Source organism: Streptomyces sp. NPDC055254 (genome assembly GCF_053606025.1).
This window is the reverse complement of record NZ_JBSGQV010000029.1, coordinates 1-16,924: the sequence shown is the minus strand read 5'-3', so window position 1 is coordinate 16,924 and position 16,924 is coordinate 1. Positions and strand designations below refer to the sequence as shown.

The following is a 16,924-nucleotide window of genomic DNA, read 5'->3' as shown; positions in this document are numbered from 1 at the left end:
GGGCGGCGTGCGCCGTGACGGGGCTTGCCGTGTTTCTGTGCGGGCTCGACCATCTGGTGCTCCTGAGCGCACTGCCTGCGATCCGCGCCGGCTTCCATCCCGGCGAGAGCGCGTTGAGCTGGCTGATCAACGCCTACCTCATCCCGGTAGCCGTCCTACCGCCGTGCATGGCTTTGTTCGGCGGCCGGTTCGGGCAGCGCCGGGTGTTCACCGCCGCGCTGCTGGTGTTCACCGCAGGTTCCGCGGCGGCCGGCTGCGCGCCCGGCATGGGGTTTCTGATCGCGGCCCGGGCGGTGCAGGGAATCGGGGCTGCGGCGATCACGCCGCTCAGCCTCACCCTGGTTGTGGCCTGTCTTCCCGCGCGCCGCCGGTCGGTGCTCCTGGGAGTGTGGGGTGCGATCGGGGGGTTCGCGGTGGCCGTCGGTCCTCTCGCGGGCGGGGCAGCGCTGGCCTGGGGTAGCTGGCGGGACGTCTTTTGGATCAACGTCCCTCTCGGCTGCGCCCTCGCGCTGGCCGTGCCCATCTGCCTGCGAGAACAACGCGCGGATGTCCGCCGACTCAGGTGGCCGCCGCTGCTGGCGGCAGGGACCGTGCTGGCGTTGGCCGCCTTTCTCCTCACCTCCGCCCGGGACGTCAGCTTTCCACCGGCAGCCGGCACTGCCGCTACCGCTCTCACGGTCGCAGCGGTCCTGGGCTGCGCCGCCGGCTGGGCCTACCGCTACCGCAGGGCCGGCGCGCAGGGGGCGGGCAAGAGCCGGCGCTGGTCGGCCGGGCGGAGTGTGGCAGGGGTGCACGTCTGCGGGTTTCTGCTGCACGCCGCGGTGTTCGGGACCGTCTTTCACCTGGTGCAGTTCCCGCAGCAGGTCCAGGGCCACAGTCCCTGGGACGCGGCGTTGCGGATCCTGCCGTGGACGGCGATGCCCGTGCTGGCCGCTCCGCTGGCCGGTCTCGTCATGAGCCGTACCGGTGCGCGACCGGTTCTGGTCGGCGGATGTGTACTGACCGGGGCGAGCTCCCTGTGGTTCGCCCTCACGCTCACCCCCGCCACCGGCTATCTGCTCCAGCTGCCAGGTCTGGTGGCCGGCGGCGCCGGGATGGCCCTGTTCTTCACCGCCTCCCCTCAGGCCCTCCTCGACCACGCCCCACCCGGCGCGCTGGCGGCCGCCTCCGGGATCAACGCCTCGGTACGGAAGGCCGGGGCGGTGGCCGGAGTGGCCGCCACGACAGCCCTGTTCACCGCGCACGGCTCGGCCTCGGGCCCCGCCGGCTACACGCAGGGGCTGATCGCCGTCCTGTGGGCGGCCGTGCTGCTCGCCGCCGGGGCGGCCGCGGCAGGGTTGCTGCCGCGACCGCCCCGAACGAACTTCCCGGTCGGCCGCCCCTCCCGCAGGGTCGACCCGGCGGGCGGGGACGTCCTCACCTCCTGCGTACCGCGGTGAGCGGGGCGGTCAGGTGCAGCGACGTCGGCACGATCGTCATCACCGCGCCTGCTGGATTCTCACTGACGTAGCGGTGGTCGACCGTGTCGAAGACGACGGCCAGGCGGTGCCCGGCGGGCACGTCCCATGCGGTGGCCGGCAGCCGTAGCGAGACGGGATGCTCCTTCCCCGGTGTCTGGCTCCGAAAGGTGTACGGGGCGTGCGCCAGCAGCCGCGCCGTCCCCGACGGGCCGAGATCGTAGAGATGGCCGATGACGGTGCCGTCAGCGGCGGCGGGTACCAGCACGCCCTCGACTACGGCGCTGCCTCGCAACGCCAGGGTCCGATCGAGGGAATGACCGGTCCAGGAGGCGGCCGTTCCCGGAACCAGCAGAGGCCACAGGGTCGACGCAGGCATACCGGCGGCGTCGAGTTGTCCCGCAACGGGGAACAGTCCGGATTCCGCGGCCGAGACCAGCCCGCTCACCAGCCGTCCCCCACCCGGGCCTGCCACCAGTGGCACCGGCCGGGCCGTCTCGGTCAGTGCGCCCCAGCTCGGATACTCCTCAAGGGGGCCACCCGTACGGGGTTCCAGCACGACGGCGTGCACGGGCTTCGCGCTGTCCGGACCGGCGCCGCGATCGCGCACATACCGGTCCAGCCAGGCCACCGCCTCTTCCCACGCCGGCGTTCTGCCCTCGCTCCCGCCGCTCGGGGCGTGGCTGGTGGCGTGACCTCCCGGGTACATGCGCAACTGCCGCGGGCCCGCGAGCTGGTCCAGGAAGGAGCCCATCTGACCGGCGGGAACGAGGGGATCATCCCACTCGCCCACCATGAACACGGCCGTACGATTGCGGTTGAGGGCCGTGACGTGGCTGCGCGGGGAACGTTCGCGCACCCAGGGCTCCGACTCATCCAGCCCCCTCCACACTGCCTGGTCAAACGCCTTCTCCGCCGCCGGGCCGAAACGCCCGTCGATGCGCCCGAACAGCTGCTGGAACAGCACGACGCTCGCCGCCCGTGTTCCGTTGATGCGGAAACCCTCCGAGAGGTCCGCCCAGCCCGACAGTGCCGACACCGCCCGGATCCGCGCATCGCGGGCGGCAGCGTTCAATGCGACCCCAGCACCGTAGGAAGCGCCCAGCGCGCCGACTCTTGCCGGATCGGATTGCGTGTGAGCCAGCGCCCAGTCGACGACCTCGGACAGGTCGGAGGTATCGGCAGGACCTGCGAGTTCGACGTCACCGCCGGAGCGCCGGAAACCTCGCGGGTCGTAGAAGACCACGACGTATCCCGACGCGGCCAGCGCACGGTAGCGGGCGGCGTGTGTCCTGTGGTCCGCGGGCAGAATGATCCACGGTCCGGGGACCACCACCAGCGGGAACGGCCCCTTTCCCGCCGGTTCGTAGACCGTCGCAGCCAGCCCGGTCCCGTCCGCCGCCTTGATGGCGACCTCCCGCACCCGCACCCCAGCGTGCCCCGCTTCCTCCTCCCCTCCGGCTTCGGCCGTCGCTGGAGCCGCGACGGCTGCCGTCACCGCGGCCGCCCCAGGACCTGCCGCGGCACCCGCCAGCAGAGCTGCGGCCACCACCACTGCGATACGTCCGGCGCCCGGGGAGGAACGTGTCCCCATCAGCCGCCCACCATCGCGCGGTCGGCCAAAACCTTCTCGACGACCTCGGCGGCGGCCACCGCGCCACCGGCCGCCTCGATCTCCTGCCGCATCCCCGCCACGGCGGCCGCGATCCGCCGGTCGGAGACGACGGACAGGACCGCCTCCCGCAGCGCCCCGGGGGTGGCCCGCTCACGCGGCAGATGCACTCCCAGCCCCAAGTCCTGGACCTGGCCGGCGTTCACCCGCTGTTCGGCCATCTGCGGGACCACCACCATGGGCACCCCGAGCGCCAAGGCCTCCATGACACTGCCCATCCCGCCGTGCGTGACGAACACCGAGGCCGCCGCCAGCACGTCCATCTGCGGCACACTGGCGTGCACCTCGAAGCCCTCCGGCAGCCGGCCGAGGCCCGCCCCCGCAACCTGCTCCCCCACGCTCATCACCACATGCCGGTCCAGACCGGCCAGCGCCTCCACGCACGCCCGGTAGAAGTCGGGCCGATCGTTGAACTGCGAGCCCAGTGATACGTACACCACCGGCCTGTCACCTTGCGGGGCCTGCCACCGGCCCTGGAACGAGCGGTCGCTGATCGCCGGCCCCACCCAGTGCGCCTGGCCCGCCCGTACCGTCCGGGGCCGCCGCTGGAACGACCGGGGGAAGAACGCGATCGACCGCGGCGGAGCCAGTGTCAGCGCGTGCACGCCCCCCGGAACCCCGAAATCTGCCAGTGCCGCCGCCAGCTGCGGGAAGCCGGGAATCTCAGCGATATCCCGCAGACCGAAGAACTCCTCGACCAGCCCTTCGTAGGGGATGTGCGTCGGCGCCAGCTGCACCACCGGTACGCCCCAGCGCGCGGCCAGCAGCGGGCCCGTCCACGCGTACACGTCGTACAGCACCACGTCGGGGCGGCGGTCGGCGAACGCGGCCTCCAACTGGGGCAGCGCACCCAGGTTCACCCCCAGAACCCGCGTCACACCCTGCGCCATGTCCTCCGGCGCCTCACCCTGCGGCGGCACCTCGTACACCACCGGCTCCGCGCCCACGGCGCGCACCTGAGCCGCGAACTCGGCCGTCACCGCGTAACTCACCCGGTGCCCACGACCGACCAGCTCCCGGACCACAGCGAGGGTCGGCATCACATGACCGGCCATCGGCACATTGAACACCGCGACATGCGACCCACACACGTTGACGCTCGTTTCCGTCATCATCACGAATTCCCTGCCCACAGGCGGCATCCAGCCGCAGCACAAGATCACTTCGCATCCTCAACGCCGCAGCCACCGCCCAGGCTGTGGTGTGCAGCGGATGTCACCCGAACGTGCGGCCGCTCAGTGTGAGACACCAGCAGACGACCCCGGGCGCCGGTAGCGTGCGGCTGTCGCTGCCGAGAGACGGAACAGCGCGCGTGCACTCCCCATGCAGGTCGATGCCTTCGGGCGCGTCCGGGTGGCGCAACGGCCGCAGGCCCCGGGTAGGGCCGCTGGACGCGATGTTGAACAGGTAGTGGCCAAGGGTCGGTCACCGCGCAGTTGGCACAGAGCGGCGAGGTCAGCGTGGGCTGCGGCCAATGCAGTTGCTTTACTACCTGAACAGCTTGGGGTGGCCGGGGAGGGCGTGTGGAAGAGCCAGGTTTCCGTGTGCTGCTGACAGAGGCAGGTGACCGGAAGGTGGAGGCGGTCCGTGCGATCCGGACGATCACCGGTCTCAGTCTCTGGAACAGCAAACTTCTACTCGACAGCGCGCCGGTAGCGGTCACGGAACCCAACTGGCTCGAAGTCGCAGAGGAGGCGGTCGGGGTCCTTGAGGGCGCGGGCGCCCTCGCGACGGTGGTGTGCGACTGGTGCGACCGCACCGTCACGCGGGGGGCTGCTCCCATCGACCCGGCCCCCTGCAAGGGGCCATGGCCCGCCGAGGCCTGCCGGGCGAGTTGCCCACCGGCCGCGCTTTGAGTATCGGCCGGTTCAGGCGGCCTGGTGGGTATCCAGGGCGGTGACGGGTTCGGGGACGGCCTACGGGGGGGCAGAGCTACGGCAAGCCCCCGGGCGGTGGGCCCGGAGCCGGCGGCACGCGGCCGGACGGCGGGCCCGGGACCGGAGCTGTCGGCGGCACGGGGCCGAGGCGGACGGTCCGGCCCGGTGTCACATGCCCTGCGGGCCCATCACGATGACCGGCTTCGCCGCCGGGTCGAGGGTTTCCAGCACCTTGCGCATGGCCTCCTTCGGGATGCCGACGCAACCCTGGGAGGGACCGTCGTGGTCCACGTGGAGCCAGATGTTGCCACCCTTGCGCTCACCCTCCGGCTTGACCGGATCCAGCGGCGACCTGCCCGGCCTGCGGTTGAAGTCGATCGCGACGACGTAGTCGAAGGAACCCGCCAGGGACTCGCCGTTCACGCCGCGGCCCGAGGCGACGAAGGACGCGTCCTTGTCGTACGGGAGCCGGGTACCCGGCGGCTTCGGCAGCAGACCACCCGCGTCCGTGAGCGCGAAGACGCCCTGCGGGGAGGTCAGGTCCCCGTACGTGCGCTCCGTGGACCAGCCCTTGGCTCCGTTGCGGGCGGGCCAGCTGTCGGCCGGCACCCAGTCGGCGCCGGCGGCCGGACGGGTGTAGAGGGTGGCGGTTGATTCCGAGGAGTCGGCGGCCTTGCCCGTGACCAGGATGAGCTGGCGGGACTCGGCCGGAATCCGGCCGACCGTCTGCTCGCTGATGCCGGTCAGACCCTGGAGGGGGTCGCGGGGGGCGACGCGGCCGGCGTCGCGACGGGCCTCGCCCGCCGTGCCTCCCTTCGCGTCGCCCTTCGCGCCACGGTTCGCGTCGCGCGCGGCGCGGTCGGCGCCCGGCGAGCGGACGTCCGTACCTGCCTGGGCGGTCGCGGCGCCGGCGATCCCTCCCGCGTCCTGCGCGACGTACGCCCACGAGACCCCGAAGGCCAGCAGGCCGAGGGTGGCGGCGAGCGCCACACGGCGGGACGAACGACGCTCCGTACGCCCGGCCGACCGGGACGTTCGGGGCGTACGGGACATGCGGGGCGTGCGGGAGCGGGCTCGGGCGTGCTTGCTCATTGAACCGACCGTACAGGAGCGGCTCTTCAGGAACGGCGATCCACGGCGTTCCGCGTCCCGTCCGACGCCAGACCGGACCCGGACCCTCCGGTTCCGGGTCGTGCCGCGCCACCGCCTCCGCCCGTACGCCGGGAGCACCGCAGACGGCGCAGCGAGCGCCGCCACCCGAAGCGTTCCACGCCCTGTACTGCCCGTACGCACACGCCGGGCCGGCTGGTGGCCGCCCCGGCACGGCCACCAAGCGGGCCACCACCAGGCCCCCGCCCCGGCAACGCCGAGGGCGCGCCGCCCACCACCCGACTGTGACGCACGGCATGCACCAACACCCCCCGAACCAGACGCCGCACCCAAGCCCTCCAGCCCCCCACCCCGACAGGCACCCCGGCCCACGACGGTCACCCCGCACCCCAGGAAGCCCACTCCGACGGCGGCCCCAGCCCCTGGCGGCCCACGGTCCGGCCCGAGCCCCGAGCCCCGACCTACCCCGGACGCGGGCTCGGGCTCGGACGCAGGCCCGGACGCGGACGCGGGCGGAGGCCCGGGCTCGGACACGGGCTCGGGCTCGGACGCGGGCGGAGGCCTGGGCTCGGACACGGGCTCGGGCTCGGACGCAGGCCCGGACGCGGACGGAGGCCTGCGGCTCGGACACGAGCCCCGCTCGGACGCGACCTCGGGGCCGGACGCGGACGCAAGCCCGGGCTCGGCGCGGGCTCGGCGCGGGCTCGGACGCGGGCTCGGGGCCGGGCGCGGGCTCAGACCGGGCTCCGACGCAGACGCGAGCCCGGACGCGGGCCAGGACGCGAGCCCGGACGCGGGCCAGGACGCGAGCTCGGACGCGGACGCGAGCTCGGGCTCTCGCGGACGTGGGCCCGTCGGGTCGACCGCAACCGGACGGCCGTCCGCCCGGCCTGCGCACCGGCCGACGCCGGGCCATATCAGCCTCGCCGGCGTTTGAGGCGCGGGGCGCGGGGCGGAGCCCCGACACCCGGCCGCAGCCGACCCACGGGCCGGGCCACCGTCCCGACCCCAACCCCCGGGCGGAGCCCCGCCACCCGCCCCCGCCACCCGGCCCCCGCCCGCGAACGGGCGCGGGCGGAGCCCCGGGAGCCGGGGCCCGTCGGGACGGGTCGGCAGCGCCGTCGCGCCCCCCACCGCCGCGCGAGCGCCGCGCGACCGCCGCCGTACGCTGATCCGATGCGAACTCCACGTCACGCCGCCCGCGTTGTCATCCTCTCCCCCGCCGGATCGGTCTTCCTCTTCCGCGAGAACAACGTCGAGGTCGGCATCCACTGGCTGCCCCCCGGCGGCGGGATAGACCCCGGCGAGAGCCCTGAGGAATGCGTGCGACGCGAGCTGCGCGAGGAGACCGGTTGGACCGACCTGGAGCCGGGGAAGCTGCTGTGCACCTGGGAGCACGACTTCACGCACCAGGGCGTACCGGTCCGCCAGCACGAGCACATCTACCTCACCACCGGCCCGCGCCGGGAACCGGTCCTGGAGCACCCCGGCATCCACTGGCAGTGGCTCTCCACGGACCGGCTCGCCACTCTCGGCGAACCCCTCTGGCCGCCCCGCCTGCCGGACCTCCTCGCGAACGCCCCGTCCGAGCCGGTCCACTTGGGCCTGCTGAACTGAGTACCCCTGGGCCGTCCCTTCCCGGATCCGGCCCGGGCCCGGCCGCCCGACAGCACCCACCCGGCACCACCCACCCGGCCGGGACCCGGGGCTACCGCCCCGCAGTCGCCTTCGCGTAGAGCGAGGCCGCGTACTCGCCCAGGACGGTGCTGGTCGAGACGTCGTCCGTGTCCCCGCCCGTGAGGATGCCGATGATCTTCCCGTCGCGGGCGATCCACGCGCTGCCGCTGGTGCCGCCCGGGAAGTCCGCGCAGTCGAACCGCTGTTGGGTCGCACTCTCGCGGACCGTGACGGCCGTGCAGGTACGGGGGACCTTGCGGTCGGCCGGGTAGCCGGTGACGGTGACCTCCTCGGCCGCACGGCCGGTGGTGTCCAGCACCGCCGCACCCGTCACGTCCTCGATCCTGCGGCCCTGGGCGTCGGGGGCCAGGCGGGCGAACGCGAGGTCGTAGTCGTCGTCCGTGCCCTCGGCCCAGCGGTCGTCCTCGAAAGCCTCCTCGATCTTCCACGTGCCGTACGGGGCGACGCCGTTGGCGTACGCAGGTGCGAAGACGGCGGTACCGCCACTCTGGTCCCCGTCGAGGAGGCAGTGACCGGCGGTGATGATCAGGTTCCGGCCGGGGCTCTGGACGACCGTGGCCGTACAGAAGTGATCACTGTCCAGGCCGTTCGTGAACAGGGCCCCCGTGAACGCGGCGGGCCCGCCGGGCGGCGGAGTGACCGCCGGCGGCAGCGTGGTCCCGGGCCGGGCGGAGAGCTGCGGCTTCGGCGCTTGCGATCGCGACGCACCCGTCAGCGAATCTGTCGGCGAACCCGTCGGGGAACCCGTCGGCGCGGCCTTCGCCCGTACGGCCGGCACCCCCTCGGGCGGCGGCGCCAACTTCGCGACGGCGGCGGAAGCCCCCAACGCCGCGACAGCACACAACACCACTGTCACAGCAGTCCGCTTGTCCACCGACATGATGATCCTCCCGCTTTGCCCCGGCGAAGCATGCCTTGCGGGCGGGGGCGGTCGCAAGGGGAGGTCGACGGCGCGGCCGGGCCCGGACGCCGCCCGCCGCTCCCGCGAAGTGCGGCCCGCAGCCCGGCGCTCCATGCTGGGGGGATGAGGCGTACTCGTACGGTGCTGCTCTGCATCGCCGGGCTGGTTGCCGCGACGGTCCCGGCGGGGACCGCTACGGGGCCGGTGGTTGCCCTCGGGACTCCGCAGGCGTGCGTGGCGTCCCCCGGGCCCGCCGAGGGGCAGGCGCGGGAGATCGTCGCCGTCGCGGAGCGGGCCCGGCGGGACTTCGGTCTGAACTCCGTGATCCTCCGGGTCTCCTCGGACGGCAAGGAAGTCGTCACCTCTGCCCTCGGGGAGTCCATGACGGGCGTTCCGGCCGATCCGGCCATGCGTTTCCGCTCCGGCTCCGTGGCCATCGCCTACATGGCGACCGTCCTGCTCCAGCTCGTCGACGAGGGCAAGGCGCGCCTGGACGACCCCCTCGCCCGCTGGCTCCCGAAGGCGCCCCATGCGTCGGAGATCACCCTGCGCATGCTGGGCAGTTCCACCTCGGGCCTGCACGACTACGTGACGGACCCGAAGTTCCTCGCCGCCCTTGAGGCCGCGCCCTTCCGGCAGTGGACCCCCGCGGAGGTCATCGCCATCGCCGCCCGTCAGCCCCTCTGGTACGAACCGGGTACCAACTTCAGCTATTCGCACGCCAACTTCCAGCTCCTCGGCGCCGCGCTGGAGAAGATCAGCGGCCTCCCCCTGGCGCGCCTGCTCGACGAGCGCGTGATGGGACCACTGGGGCTCGACCGGACCGCCAACGGCGCCACTGCGGAGATACCCGTTCCGGCACTGCACGCCTTCACCTCGGAACGGGGCACCTACGAGGAGTCCACGTACTGGAACCCGTCCTGGACCACGGCGCCCGGCGCGGTCCTCACCACGGACATCTGCGACCTGGACCGCTCCTCCCGCGCCATCGGCACCGGCGAGCTGCTGTCCCCCGAGTCGTTCCGGACCCTGCTCGACCCGGGCACGGCGGAGCTGGGTGGCCCGACGGCCGGCTGCCCCGCCACCGTCTGCCTGCCGCACGACGCGTCCGAGCACTTCGGTCTGGGGGTCCTCGTCCTCAACGGCTGGATCCTGCAGAACCCGTCGTTCTCCGGGTACGCGGCCATGCAGGCCTACCTGCCGGCCGAGAAGCTGTCCATCTCGGTCACGACGACGAAGGGCCCCAAGAGCCCCGAGGGCAACCAGGCCCAGACCGTGGCCCAACGGATCGCCGCCGCGCTCGTCCCCGAGCACCCGCTGACGCCGACCCGCCTGCGCGAGAGCGCCACGCCCACGCCGCCCCCGACGGCCCGCTGACGGACGGATCGCTGACCGCCGGGCCTCGGGGCCCCGCGGGCGGGCCCTAGTCGGCGGTGCCGCGCGGGACGACCCAGCGCACGGGCTGGCCGGTGACCTCCGCGATCATGTCGTAGTCGCCGTCGTAGTGCAGGACGGTCGCCCCGTGGCGTTCGGCGGTCGCCGCGATGATCAGGTCCGGTAGGGACACCGCTTTCCAGGTTCCCGCCTCGATGAGGCGCTTCTGCACGTCCAGGGCCCGATCCCACGCCTCGTCGGGAGTCGGGAGCCAGGCGAAGGCGCCCATGCCCGCCCGGACGCGCTCCGCATCCGCCTTGGAACGGGCGCTGTACATGACCTCGTACTCCACGGCTCCGCACACCGCCAGCACGCCCGCGGTGTGCAGAGGGTGGATGACGGCGTGAACGGCTGGCTCGGGGTACCGGGCCAGAGCCGATTTGTCGATCAAAAAGCGCTCGGTCATGCCGCCCTGTCCTGAACGTGCTCCGACTCCGCCACAGCTGCCGAGCCGGCCCGCGATCCAGTACCGGAACCGGCGTCGCTCTCACCCGCGGGCACCATCGGGCCGGTCAGGTCGGGCAGTCCCCCGCCGGCGAGCCAGGACAAGAAGTCTTCCCGCTTGCGCCGGTTCACCACGTCCTGCAGGGCCGCGTTCACCGTGGCCACCTTCGTCTTCGTACCGAAGATCTCGGCGGCCTCGGCCAGCAGGGCGTCGTCCACGTCGATGACTGTTCTGGCCATGACGAACCTCCTCGGCGGCGGAGCGACCTGCCCCGGTCCACTTAAACGATATCAAGACCGACGAAGAGAGATATCGTTTCTGCGGCAAGGCGAAGCTGCCGATGCGGACCGTGCGGCCTAGGCACCCACCGCCGTCCCCGACCCCGCCCCCGACCCCGCGCCCGCCCACAGCCCCTCCGCCGTCAGCCCCAGCAAGGCGATCGCGTTGCCGCGCACGATGCGGTCCACCACATCCGGGGCCAGGTGGCCCATCTGGGTCTCGCCGACCTCGCGGGACCTGGGCCAGGTCGAGTCCGAGTGGGGGTAGTCCGTCTCGTAGAGGACGTTGCCGACGCCGATCGAGTCCAGGTTCCGCAGGCCGAAGGCGTCGTCGAAGAAGCAGCCGAAGACGTGCTCCGCGAAGAGCTCCGACGGCGGGCGCAGCACCTTGTCCGCGACGCCGCCCCAGCCGCGGTTCTCCTCCCAGACCACGTTCGCGCGCTCCAGGATGTACGGGATCCAGCCGATCTGGCCCTCCGCGTACATGATCCTCAAGCCGGGGAAGCGCTCGAACTTGCCGCTCATCAGCCAGTCGACCATCGAGAAGCAGCAGTTGGCGAAGGTGATGGTGGAGCCGACCGCCGGCGGGGCGTCCGCCGAGGTGGACGGCATGCGGGAGGAGGAGCCGATGTGCATGGCGATGACCGTGCCGGTCTCGTCGCACGCCCGCAGGAACGGGTCCCAGTAGTCCGTGTGCACGGAGGGCAGCCCCAGGTGCGGGGGTATCTCCGAGAAGGCCACCGCGCGCACGCCGCGCGCCGCGTTGCGGCGGACCTCCGCCGCCGCCAGTTCGGCGTCCCAGAGCGGGACCAGGGTGAGGGGAATGAGGCGGCCCCGGGCCTCGGGGCCGCACCACTCCTCCACCATCCAGTCGTTGTACGCGCGCACGCCGAGCAGTCCGAGTTCGCGGTCGGCGGCCTCGGTGAAGGTCTGCCCGCAGAAGCGCGGGAAGGTCGGGAAGCAGAGCGCGGACTGGACGTGGTTGACGTCCATGTCGGCCAGCCGGTCGGGAACCGAGAAGGACCCCGGGCGCATCTGCTCGTAGGTGATGACTTCCAGTGTGATCTCGTCGCGGTCGTACCCGACCGCGGTGTCGAGGCGGGTGAGGGGGCGGTGCAGGTCCTCGTACACCCACCAGTCGCCGATCGGGCCGTCGTCGCCCTTGGCTCCCATGACGGGTGCGAACCTGCCGCCGAGGAAGGTCATTTCCTTCAAGGGGGCGCGGACGACGCGGGGGCCGATGTCGCGGTACTTGGACGGGAGCCGGTCCCGCCAGACATGGGGGGGCTCAACCGTGTGGTCGTCCACCGAGATGATCTTCGGGAAGGTCTCCATACCGGCTACGGTAGCGGCAATCTGACGAACCGTCAGCTACTTGGGAGCCGCTCGGTCCGTTACGGGCTGACGTGTACGTGCAACACAGGGCAGACTGACCCTTACACCGACGGAAGGCAGGGGGGACGACAGATGGACGGCATACCGGCCATCCCGCACCAGCGGAACCACCCCGAAGCAGCCCGGACCATCGCCGAGGCCCACACCCCCGCGCCCGACCCGACCCGCGACCCGACCCGCGCCCTCAAGCCCGGCCCCGCACCGGCCCCCGCGGCCCCCGCACCGGCCCCCCCGGACCCCGCCGCCGACTCCCGCTTCGCCGTCCTCGGGCCCATCCGCGCCTGGCGCGGCGCCGAGGCACTGCCCTCCGGCACACCCCAGCAGCGCGCGCTGCTGGCCGCGCTGCTGCTCCGCGACGGCCGCACCGCCACCGCGCCCGAACTCATCGACGCCATCTGGGGCGAGGACCCGCCGCAGCAGGCCCTCGCCACCATCCGTACGTACGCCTCCCGCCTGCGCAAGGTCCTCGACCCGGGGCAGCTCGTCACCGAGTCCGGCGGCTACGCCATCCGCCTGCGCTCCGCCGCCACCCTCGACCTCGGGATCGCCCGCGGCCTCGCCGCCGACGCCGAGGCGGCCCGCGCCGCCGGAGACCGGAGCCGCGCCCGAACGCTGCTGGCCCGCGCCCTCGACCTGTGGGACGGCGAGCCCCTCGCCGGAGTCCCCGGGCCGCACGCCGAGACCGAACGCACCCGGCTCGCGGAATGGCGCCTCCAGCTGCTGGAGACCCGCCTCGACCTGGACCTGGAGGTCGGCCACCACGCCGAGGCCGTCTCCGAGCTCACCGCGCTCACCGCCGCGCACCCCCTGCGCGAGCGCCTGCGCGAGCTGCTGATGCTCGCCCTCTACCGCAGCGGCCGGCAGGCCGAGGCCCTCGCCGTCTACGCCGACACCCGCCGGCTCCTCGCCGACGAGCTCGGCGTCGACCCCCGCCCCGAGCTCGCCGCGCTCCAGCAGCGCATCCTCAACGCCGACACCGACCTCGCCCGCGCCGAGGACCCGCCGCCGGCCGCCGCGTCCGTCCATGTGAGGCCCGCCCAATTGCCCGCGACGGTACCCGACTTCACCGGCCGAGCCAGCTTCGTCGACGAGCTCGGCACCATCCTCTCGGGCGGCGCCACCGGCCAGGTCATGGCCGTCTCGGCGCTCGCGGGCATCGGCGGCGTCGGCAAGACCACCCTCGCCGTCCACGTCGCCCACGCCGCCCGCCCGCACTTCCCCGACGGACAGCTGTACGTCGACCTCCAGGGCACCGAGGCCCGCCCCGCCGAGCCGGAGGCCGTCCTCGGGTCCTTCCTGCGCGCCCTGGGCACTCCCGACACCGCCATCCCCGACTCCCCCGCCGACCGCGCCGCGCTCTACCGCTCCACCCTCGACGGGCGGCGGGTCCTGGTCCTGCTCGACAACGCCCGGGACGCCGCCCAGGTGCGCCCGCTGCTGCCCGGCACGGCCGGCTGCGCCGCCCTCGTCACCAGCCGGGTCCGCATGGCGGGCCTCGCCGGGGCCCATCTCGTCGACCTCGACGTGATGAGCCCCGAGGAGGCCCTCCAGCTGTTCACCCGGATCGTCGGCGCCGAACGGGTCAGGGCCGAGCGCCAGGCCGCCTTCGACGTGGTCGGCGCCTGCGGCTTCCTGCCCCTGGCCATCCGCATCGCCGCCTCCCGCCTCGCCGCCCGCCGCACCTGGACCGTCTCCGTCCTCGCCGCGAAGCTCGCCGACGAGCGCCGCCGCCTCGACGAGCTCCAGGCCGGCGACCTCGCCGTCAAAGCCACCTTCGAACTCGGCTACGGCCAGCTGGAGCCCGCCCAGCAGCGCGCCTTCCGCCTCCTCGGCCTCGCCGACGGCCCGGACATCTCGCTCTCCGCCGCGGCCGCCGTCCTCGACCTGCCCGAGCACGACACCGAGGACCTCCTGGAGGCATTGGTCGACTGCTCGCTCCTGGAGTCCGCCGCACCCGGCCGCTACCGCTTCCACGACCTCGTACGCCTCTACGCGCGTGCCTGCGCCGAACGCGACGAGCAGCCGCCCGGCGGGCGGGACGCGGCCCTGGACCGGCTGCTGGACTTCTACCTCGCCACCGCCTCCGGGGTCTACGCCCTCGAACGCCCCGGCGACCGGCTCCCCGCGCACCTCTCCGACACCCACTACCCCGGGCTGGTCTTCGCCGACCCGCGCGCCGCCCTGGACTGGCTGTACGCCGAGGCCGACCCGCTGCTGGCGTGCGTACGGCAGGCCGCCGTACGCACCGGCGAGGCGCGGGTGCTGCGCCGGGCCGTCGACCTGCTGTGGGCGGCCAAGGACCTCGCCGAGTCCGGCGCCAACTCCAAGCAGTACGAATCGGCCGCCATGGCCCTGCGCGACGCCGCCAAGGCCGCCGAGGACCCCCGGGCCGAGGGCCGGGCCCGTACCACCCTCACCATGGTCCACCTCTTCACCGGCCGGTTCACCGAGGCCGACGACGAGGCCCGCCAGGCCACGGCGCTGGCCCGGGAGGCCGGCGACCCGCTGCCGAGCTGCTGGGCACCCAACGACCGCGGCATCATCGCCCTCTACCAGGGCCGGCACGCCGACGGCGAGCGGTACCTGCGCGAGGCCATCGACAACTTCCGCGCCGACGGCAACAACATCGGCGAGGCCAGCGCCCTGTGCAACCTCTCGCGCATCCACGTGGAGCTGGGCCGCCTCACCAGCGCCATCGACCTCGCGCAGCAGGGCATCGCCATATACGACCGGATGGGGCTGACCCTGCGCCTCGCCAACGGCCGGTACGCGCTGGGCATCGCGCTGACCCAGGCCGGCCGACTCGGGGAGGCCCTGGCGCAGCTCGCCGAGGCGCTCTCACTGTTCCACGACAACCGGCAGCCGCTGTGGGAGGGCGTGACCCACTTCCGGCTCGCCGAGGCCCACCTGGCCGCGCGCCGGCCCACACTGGCCGCCTCGCACGCCGAACAGGCCATCGCGCTGCGCGGCATCGGCGGGGAGTGGCGGCGCGCGACCGTGCTCACGGTACTGGGCAAGGCGCTGCGGCGGCTGGGCCAGCGGGACCGGGCGCGGGCGTGCTGGCGGGACGCGGAGGCGGTGTTCGAGCAGCTGGGGTCGGCCGAACTGGCCGAGGTACGGGCGCTGCTGGCCTCGGAAGTAGCGGCCTGAGCGGGCTCCCGCCCGTGCCGCGCCGCGGCCCGCGCCCGCGTCTCGGCGGGCGATGAACGAGGCGTTCATCGTTCGTTTATCGCCACCCGGCACGATAGGTGCATCGACCCGGCGCGTCGGGGGACGCGGGGTCGGTTGGAGGATCACCCGTTCGGCGGTCCGCGGGGGAATCGCCGAACGGGCCCTACCCATCCAACAGGAGATTCGATGACGACGAACGAGAACATCCTGCAGACCGAGGGCGACATCCGGCCCCTCGACAACCACGCCTCGGGCGTGGAGATCAAGCCGCTGGACAAGCCGGTCGAGATGCCGCTGGACAAGCCGCTCGACAGCCACGCCCCGGACGAGGAGATCCAGACGCTGGACAACCACGCGTCCGGCCCGCGCCCGTAAGCGGAGGGCGCACGCACCACCGAAGACGTACGGGGGATCAACGGGGGAACGGCGGCCGCGGTGGCCCGGAGGGGGAGCCACCGCGGCCGCCGCACACCCATGTCCGGGCGCGGCGGCCGTACGGGCGCCCGCGCCCGGCCGTCAGCCCGGGCGCGGCGGCCGTTCCGCACCGCGCCACCTCCCGCAGGGGGTCGCGAAGCGCTCCGGTTCCGTGCCGACCGCCCCTAGGGTGGGGGCGTGTTCAGCACCCACGGACCGAGCGTCCGCGAACTCGCCGTGCAGGCCCTCTCCTCCGTCGAGCGCGGCTACGACCTGCTCGCGCCGAAGTTCGACCACACGCCCTTCCGCACCCCCGACCGGATGCTCGACGCCGTCGAGGAGGCCCTGGCCCTGCACGAGGGCTCCTTCGGGGCCGGCCTGGACGTGTGCTGCGGCACCGGCGCCGGGATCCCGCTGCTGCGGCGGCTGTGCCGGGACCGGGTGACGGGGGTCGACCTGAGCACCGGCATGCTCGCCGAGGCCCGGCGCGCGCACGGGCCCGCCGCCGCCCCGGGGGCGGGACCGCGCCCCGAGGTGGACTTCGTACGGGCCGACGCGCGGGCGCTACCGGCCGCGCTCGCGGGCTCGTACGACCTCGCCGTGAGCTTCGGCGCCTTCGGGCACTTCCTCCCCGCCGAGCGCCCGGCCCTCTTCTCCGGGGTCCGCTCGGCGCTGCGCCCGGGCGGCGTCTTCGCCTTCCCCATCGGCGCGCCGATGCCGCCCGGCTCACCGGCCTGGTGGGCCGTGACGGGCTTCGACGCGGCGATGCGGGTGCGCAACGCGCTCTGGCGGCCGCCGTTCGTCATGTACTACCGGACCTTCCCGCTGGGCGGGGTCCGCGAGGACCTGACGGCGGCCGGCCTCACGGTCGGGACGCTGCCGCTGGAGCACTTCGGGCGACTGCCCTCCGGTGCCCCCCGCTGGCGGCTGGTACTGGCCCGCCGACCGGGCCCGGAGGAGGACCGCAGCGGGCACTAAGACCGTGTCCTACATGGTCAGTTGGCAGTTGTACGGGTCATGGGGAGTGGACGGTGGGGATGGATCGTTCCGGACGGGTTGTGGGAGATAGTGA

General features: G+C 73.5%; 14 protein-coding genes. 7 read left to right on the top strand and 7 right to left on the bottom strand.

Features of this window, described 5'->3' with window-relative positions:
- The first annotated feature begins 14 nt into the window (after positions 1–14).
- Positions 15–1,439, top strand: coding sequence for an MFS transporter (locus ACWFQ8_RS23925; RefSeq protein WP_453788300.1), 1,425 nt, complete (start codon positions 15–17; stop codon positions 1,437–1,439).
- On the opposite strand, the gene ACWFQ8_RS23920 is transcribed toward ACWFQ8_RS23925, so the two are convergent.
- Together ACWFQ8_RS23920 and ACWFQ8_RS23915 are read right to left on the bottom strand one after the other, a co-directional pair.
- On the bottom strand, positions 1,417–3,051 hold the full coding sequence (locus ACWFQ8_RS23920) for a CocE/NonD family hydrolase (RefSeq protein WP_453788299.1): 1,635 nt from the start codon (positions 3,049–3,051) through the stop codon (positions 1,417–1,419). The genes ACWFQ8_RS23925 and ACWFQ8_RS23920 overlap by 23 nt on opposite strands.
- Positions 3,051–4,184 carry a macrolide family glycosyltransferase gene (locus tag ACWFQ8_RS23915; protein WP_453788298.1) on the bottom strand — a complete coding sequence of 378 codons (1,134 nt, stop codon included), beginning with the start codon at positions 4,182–4,184 and terminating at the stop codon, positions 3,051–3,053. Before ACWFQ8_RS23915 ends, ACWFQ8_RS23920 begins: the two co-directional genes overlap by 1 nt.
- A gap of 468 nt (positions 4,185–4,652) precedes the next feature.
- Here ACWFQ8_RS23915 and ACWFQ8_RS23910 point away from each other — a divergent pair, with 468 nt between their 5' ends.
- Positions 4,653–4,985 (top strand): ribosomal protein L7/L12, encoded by a 333-nt coding sequence (locus ACWFQ8_RS23910; protein WP_453788297.1) that lies wholly within the window; start codon positions 4,653–4,655, stop codon positions 4,983–4,985.
- A gap of 189 nt (positions 4,986–5,174) precedes the next feature.
- Here ACWFQ8_RS23910 and ACWFQ8_RS23905 read toward each other — a convergent pair whose 3' ends face one another.
- Complete coding sequence (locus tag ACWFQ8_RS23905; RefSeq protein ID WP_453788296.1) at positions 5,175–6,098, bottom strand: L,D-transpeptidase family protein; 924 nt, start codon at positions 6,096–6,098, stop codon at positions 5,175–5,177.
- Between the two features lie 1,194 nt (positions 6,099–7,292).
- Between ACWFQ8_RS23905 and ACWFQ8_RS23900 the strand changes: the two genes are divergently transcribed.
- Complete coding sequence (locus ACWFQ8_RS23900) at positions 7,293–7,733, top strand: NUDIX hydrolase (RefSeq protein WP_453788295.1); 441 nt, start codon at positions 7,293–7,295, stop codon at positions 7,731–7,733.
- Positions 7,734–7,824: 91 nt separating this feature from the next.
- Here the strand turns inward: ACWFQ8_RS23900 and ACWFQ8_RS23895 are convergent, their stop codons facing one another.
- Positions 7,825–8,640, bottom strand: coding sequence for a trypsin-like peptidase domain-containing protein (locus ACWFQ8_RS23895; RefSeq protein WP_453788294.1), 816 nt, complete (start codon positions 8,638–8,640; stop codon positions 7,825–7,827).
- Between the two features lie 198 nt (positions 8,641–8,838).
- Here ACWFQ8_RS23895 and ACWFQ8_RS23890 point away from each other — a divergent pair, with 198 nt between their 5' ends.
- On the top strand, positions 8,839–10,092 hold the full coding sequence (locus ACWFQ8_RS23890; protein WP_453788293.1) for a serine hydrolase domain-containing protein: 1,254 nt from the start codon (positions 8,839–8,841) through the stop codon (positions 10,090–10,092).
- A 46-nt stretch (positions 10,093–10,138) separates the two neighbouring features.
- Here the strand turns inward: ACWFQ8_RS23890 and ACWFQ8_RS23885 are convergent, their stop codons facing one another.
- From ACWFQ8_RS23885 to ACWFQ8_RS23875, 3 genes are all read right to left on the bottom strand, one after another.
- The gene (locus tag ACWFQ8_RS23885) at positions 10,139–10,555 is read right to left on the bottom strand and encodes a PIN domain-containing protein (RefSeq protein WP_453788292.1); all 417 of its coding nucleotides are present in this window, start codon (positions 10,553–10,555) and stop codon (positions 10,139–10,141) included.
- Entirely contained in the window at positions 10,552–10,833 is a 282-nt protein-coding gene (locus ACWFQ8_RS23880; RefSeq protein WP_453788291.1) for a type II toxin-antitoxin system VapB family antitoxin, read from the bottom strand. The genes ACWFQ8_RS23885 and ACWFQ8_RS23880 overlap by 4 nt, the downstream gene beginning before the upstream one ends.
- A gap of 117 nt (positions 10,834–10,950) precedes the next feature.
- Positions 10,951–12,207 (bottom strand): amidohydrolase family protein, encoded by a 1,257-nt coding sequence (locus tag ACWFQ8_RS23875; RefSeq protein ID WP_453788290.1) that lies wholly within the window; start codon positions 12,205–12,207, stop codon positions 10,951–10,953.
- Between the two features lie 132 nt (positions 12,208–12,339).
- Between ACWFQ8_RS23875 and ACWFQ8_RS23870 the strand changes: the two genes are divergently transcribed.
- From ACWFQ8_RS23870 to ACWFQ8_RS23860, 3 genes are all read left to right on the top strand, one after another.
- The gene (locus ACWFQ8_RS23870; RefSeq protein ID WP_453788289.1) at positions 12,340–15,417 is read left to right on the top strand and encodes a BTAD domain-containing putative transcriptional regulator; all 3,078 of its coding nucleotides are present in this window, start codon (positions 12,340–12,342) and stop codon (positions 15,415–15,417) included.
- A gap of 207 nt (positions 15,418–15,624) precedes the next feature.
- Positions 15,625–15,813: a hypothetical protein gene (locus ACWFQ8_RS23865; protein WP_453788288.1), complete on the top strand. Its 189-nt coding sequence runs from the start codon at positions 15,625–15,627 to the stop codon at positions 15,811–15,813.
- Positions 15,814–16,050: 237 nt separating this feature from the next.
- Positions 16,051–16,830: a class I SAM-dependent methyltransferase gene (locus ACWFQ8_RS23860; protein WP_453788287.1), complete on the top strand. Its 780-nt coding sequence runs from the start codon at positions 16,051–16,053 to the stop codon at positions 16,828–16,830.
- Positions 16,831–16,924 lie beyond the last annotated feature (94 nt).

Coding starts and splice junctions, on each gene's coding strand:
- ACWFQ8_RS23915 (WP_453788298.1), bottom strand. CDS start 4,184: ATGGCCGGTCATGTGATGCCGACCCTCGCTGTGGTCCGGGAGCTGGTC.
- ACWFQ8_RS23880 (WP_453788291.1), bottom strand. CDS start 10,833: ATGGCCAGAACAGTCATCGACGTGGACGACGCCCTGCTGGCCGAGGCC.
- ACWFQ8_RS23890 (WP_453788293.1), top strand. CDS start 8,839: ATGAGGCGTACTCGTACGGTGCTGCTCTGCATCGCCGGGCTGGTTGCC.
- ACWFQ8_RS23900 (WP_453788295.1), top strand. CDS start 7,293: ATGCGAACTCCACGTCACGCCGCCCGCGTTGTCATCCTCTCCCCCGCC.
- ACWFQ8_RS23875 (WP_453788290.1), bottom strand. CDS start 12,207: ATGGAGACCTTCCCGAAGATCATCTCGGTGGACGACCACACGGTTGAG.
- ACWFQ8_RS23865 (WP_453788288.1), top strand. CDS start 15,625: ATGACGACGAACGAGAACATCCTGCAGACCGAGGGCGACATCCGGCCC.
- ACWFQ8_RS23885 (WP_453788292.1), bottom strand. CDS start 10,555: ATGACCGAGCGCTTTTTGATCGACAAATCGGCTCTGGCCCGGTACCCC.
- ACWFQ8_RS23870 (WP_453788289.1), top strand. CDS start 12,340: ATGGACGGCATACCGGCCATCCCGCACCAGCGGAACCACCCCGAAGCA.
- ACWFQ8_RS23905 (WP_453788296.1), bottom strand. CDS start 6,098: ATGAGCAAGCACGCCCGAGCCCGCTCCCGCACGCCCCGCATGTCCCGT.
- ACWFQ8_RS23920 (WP_453788299.1), bottom strand. CDS start 3,051: ATGGGGACACGTTCCTCCCCGGGCGCCGGACGTATCGCAGTGGTGGTG.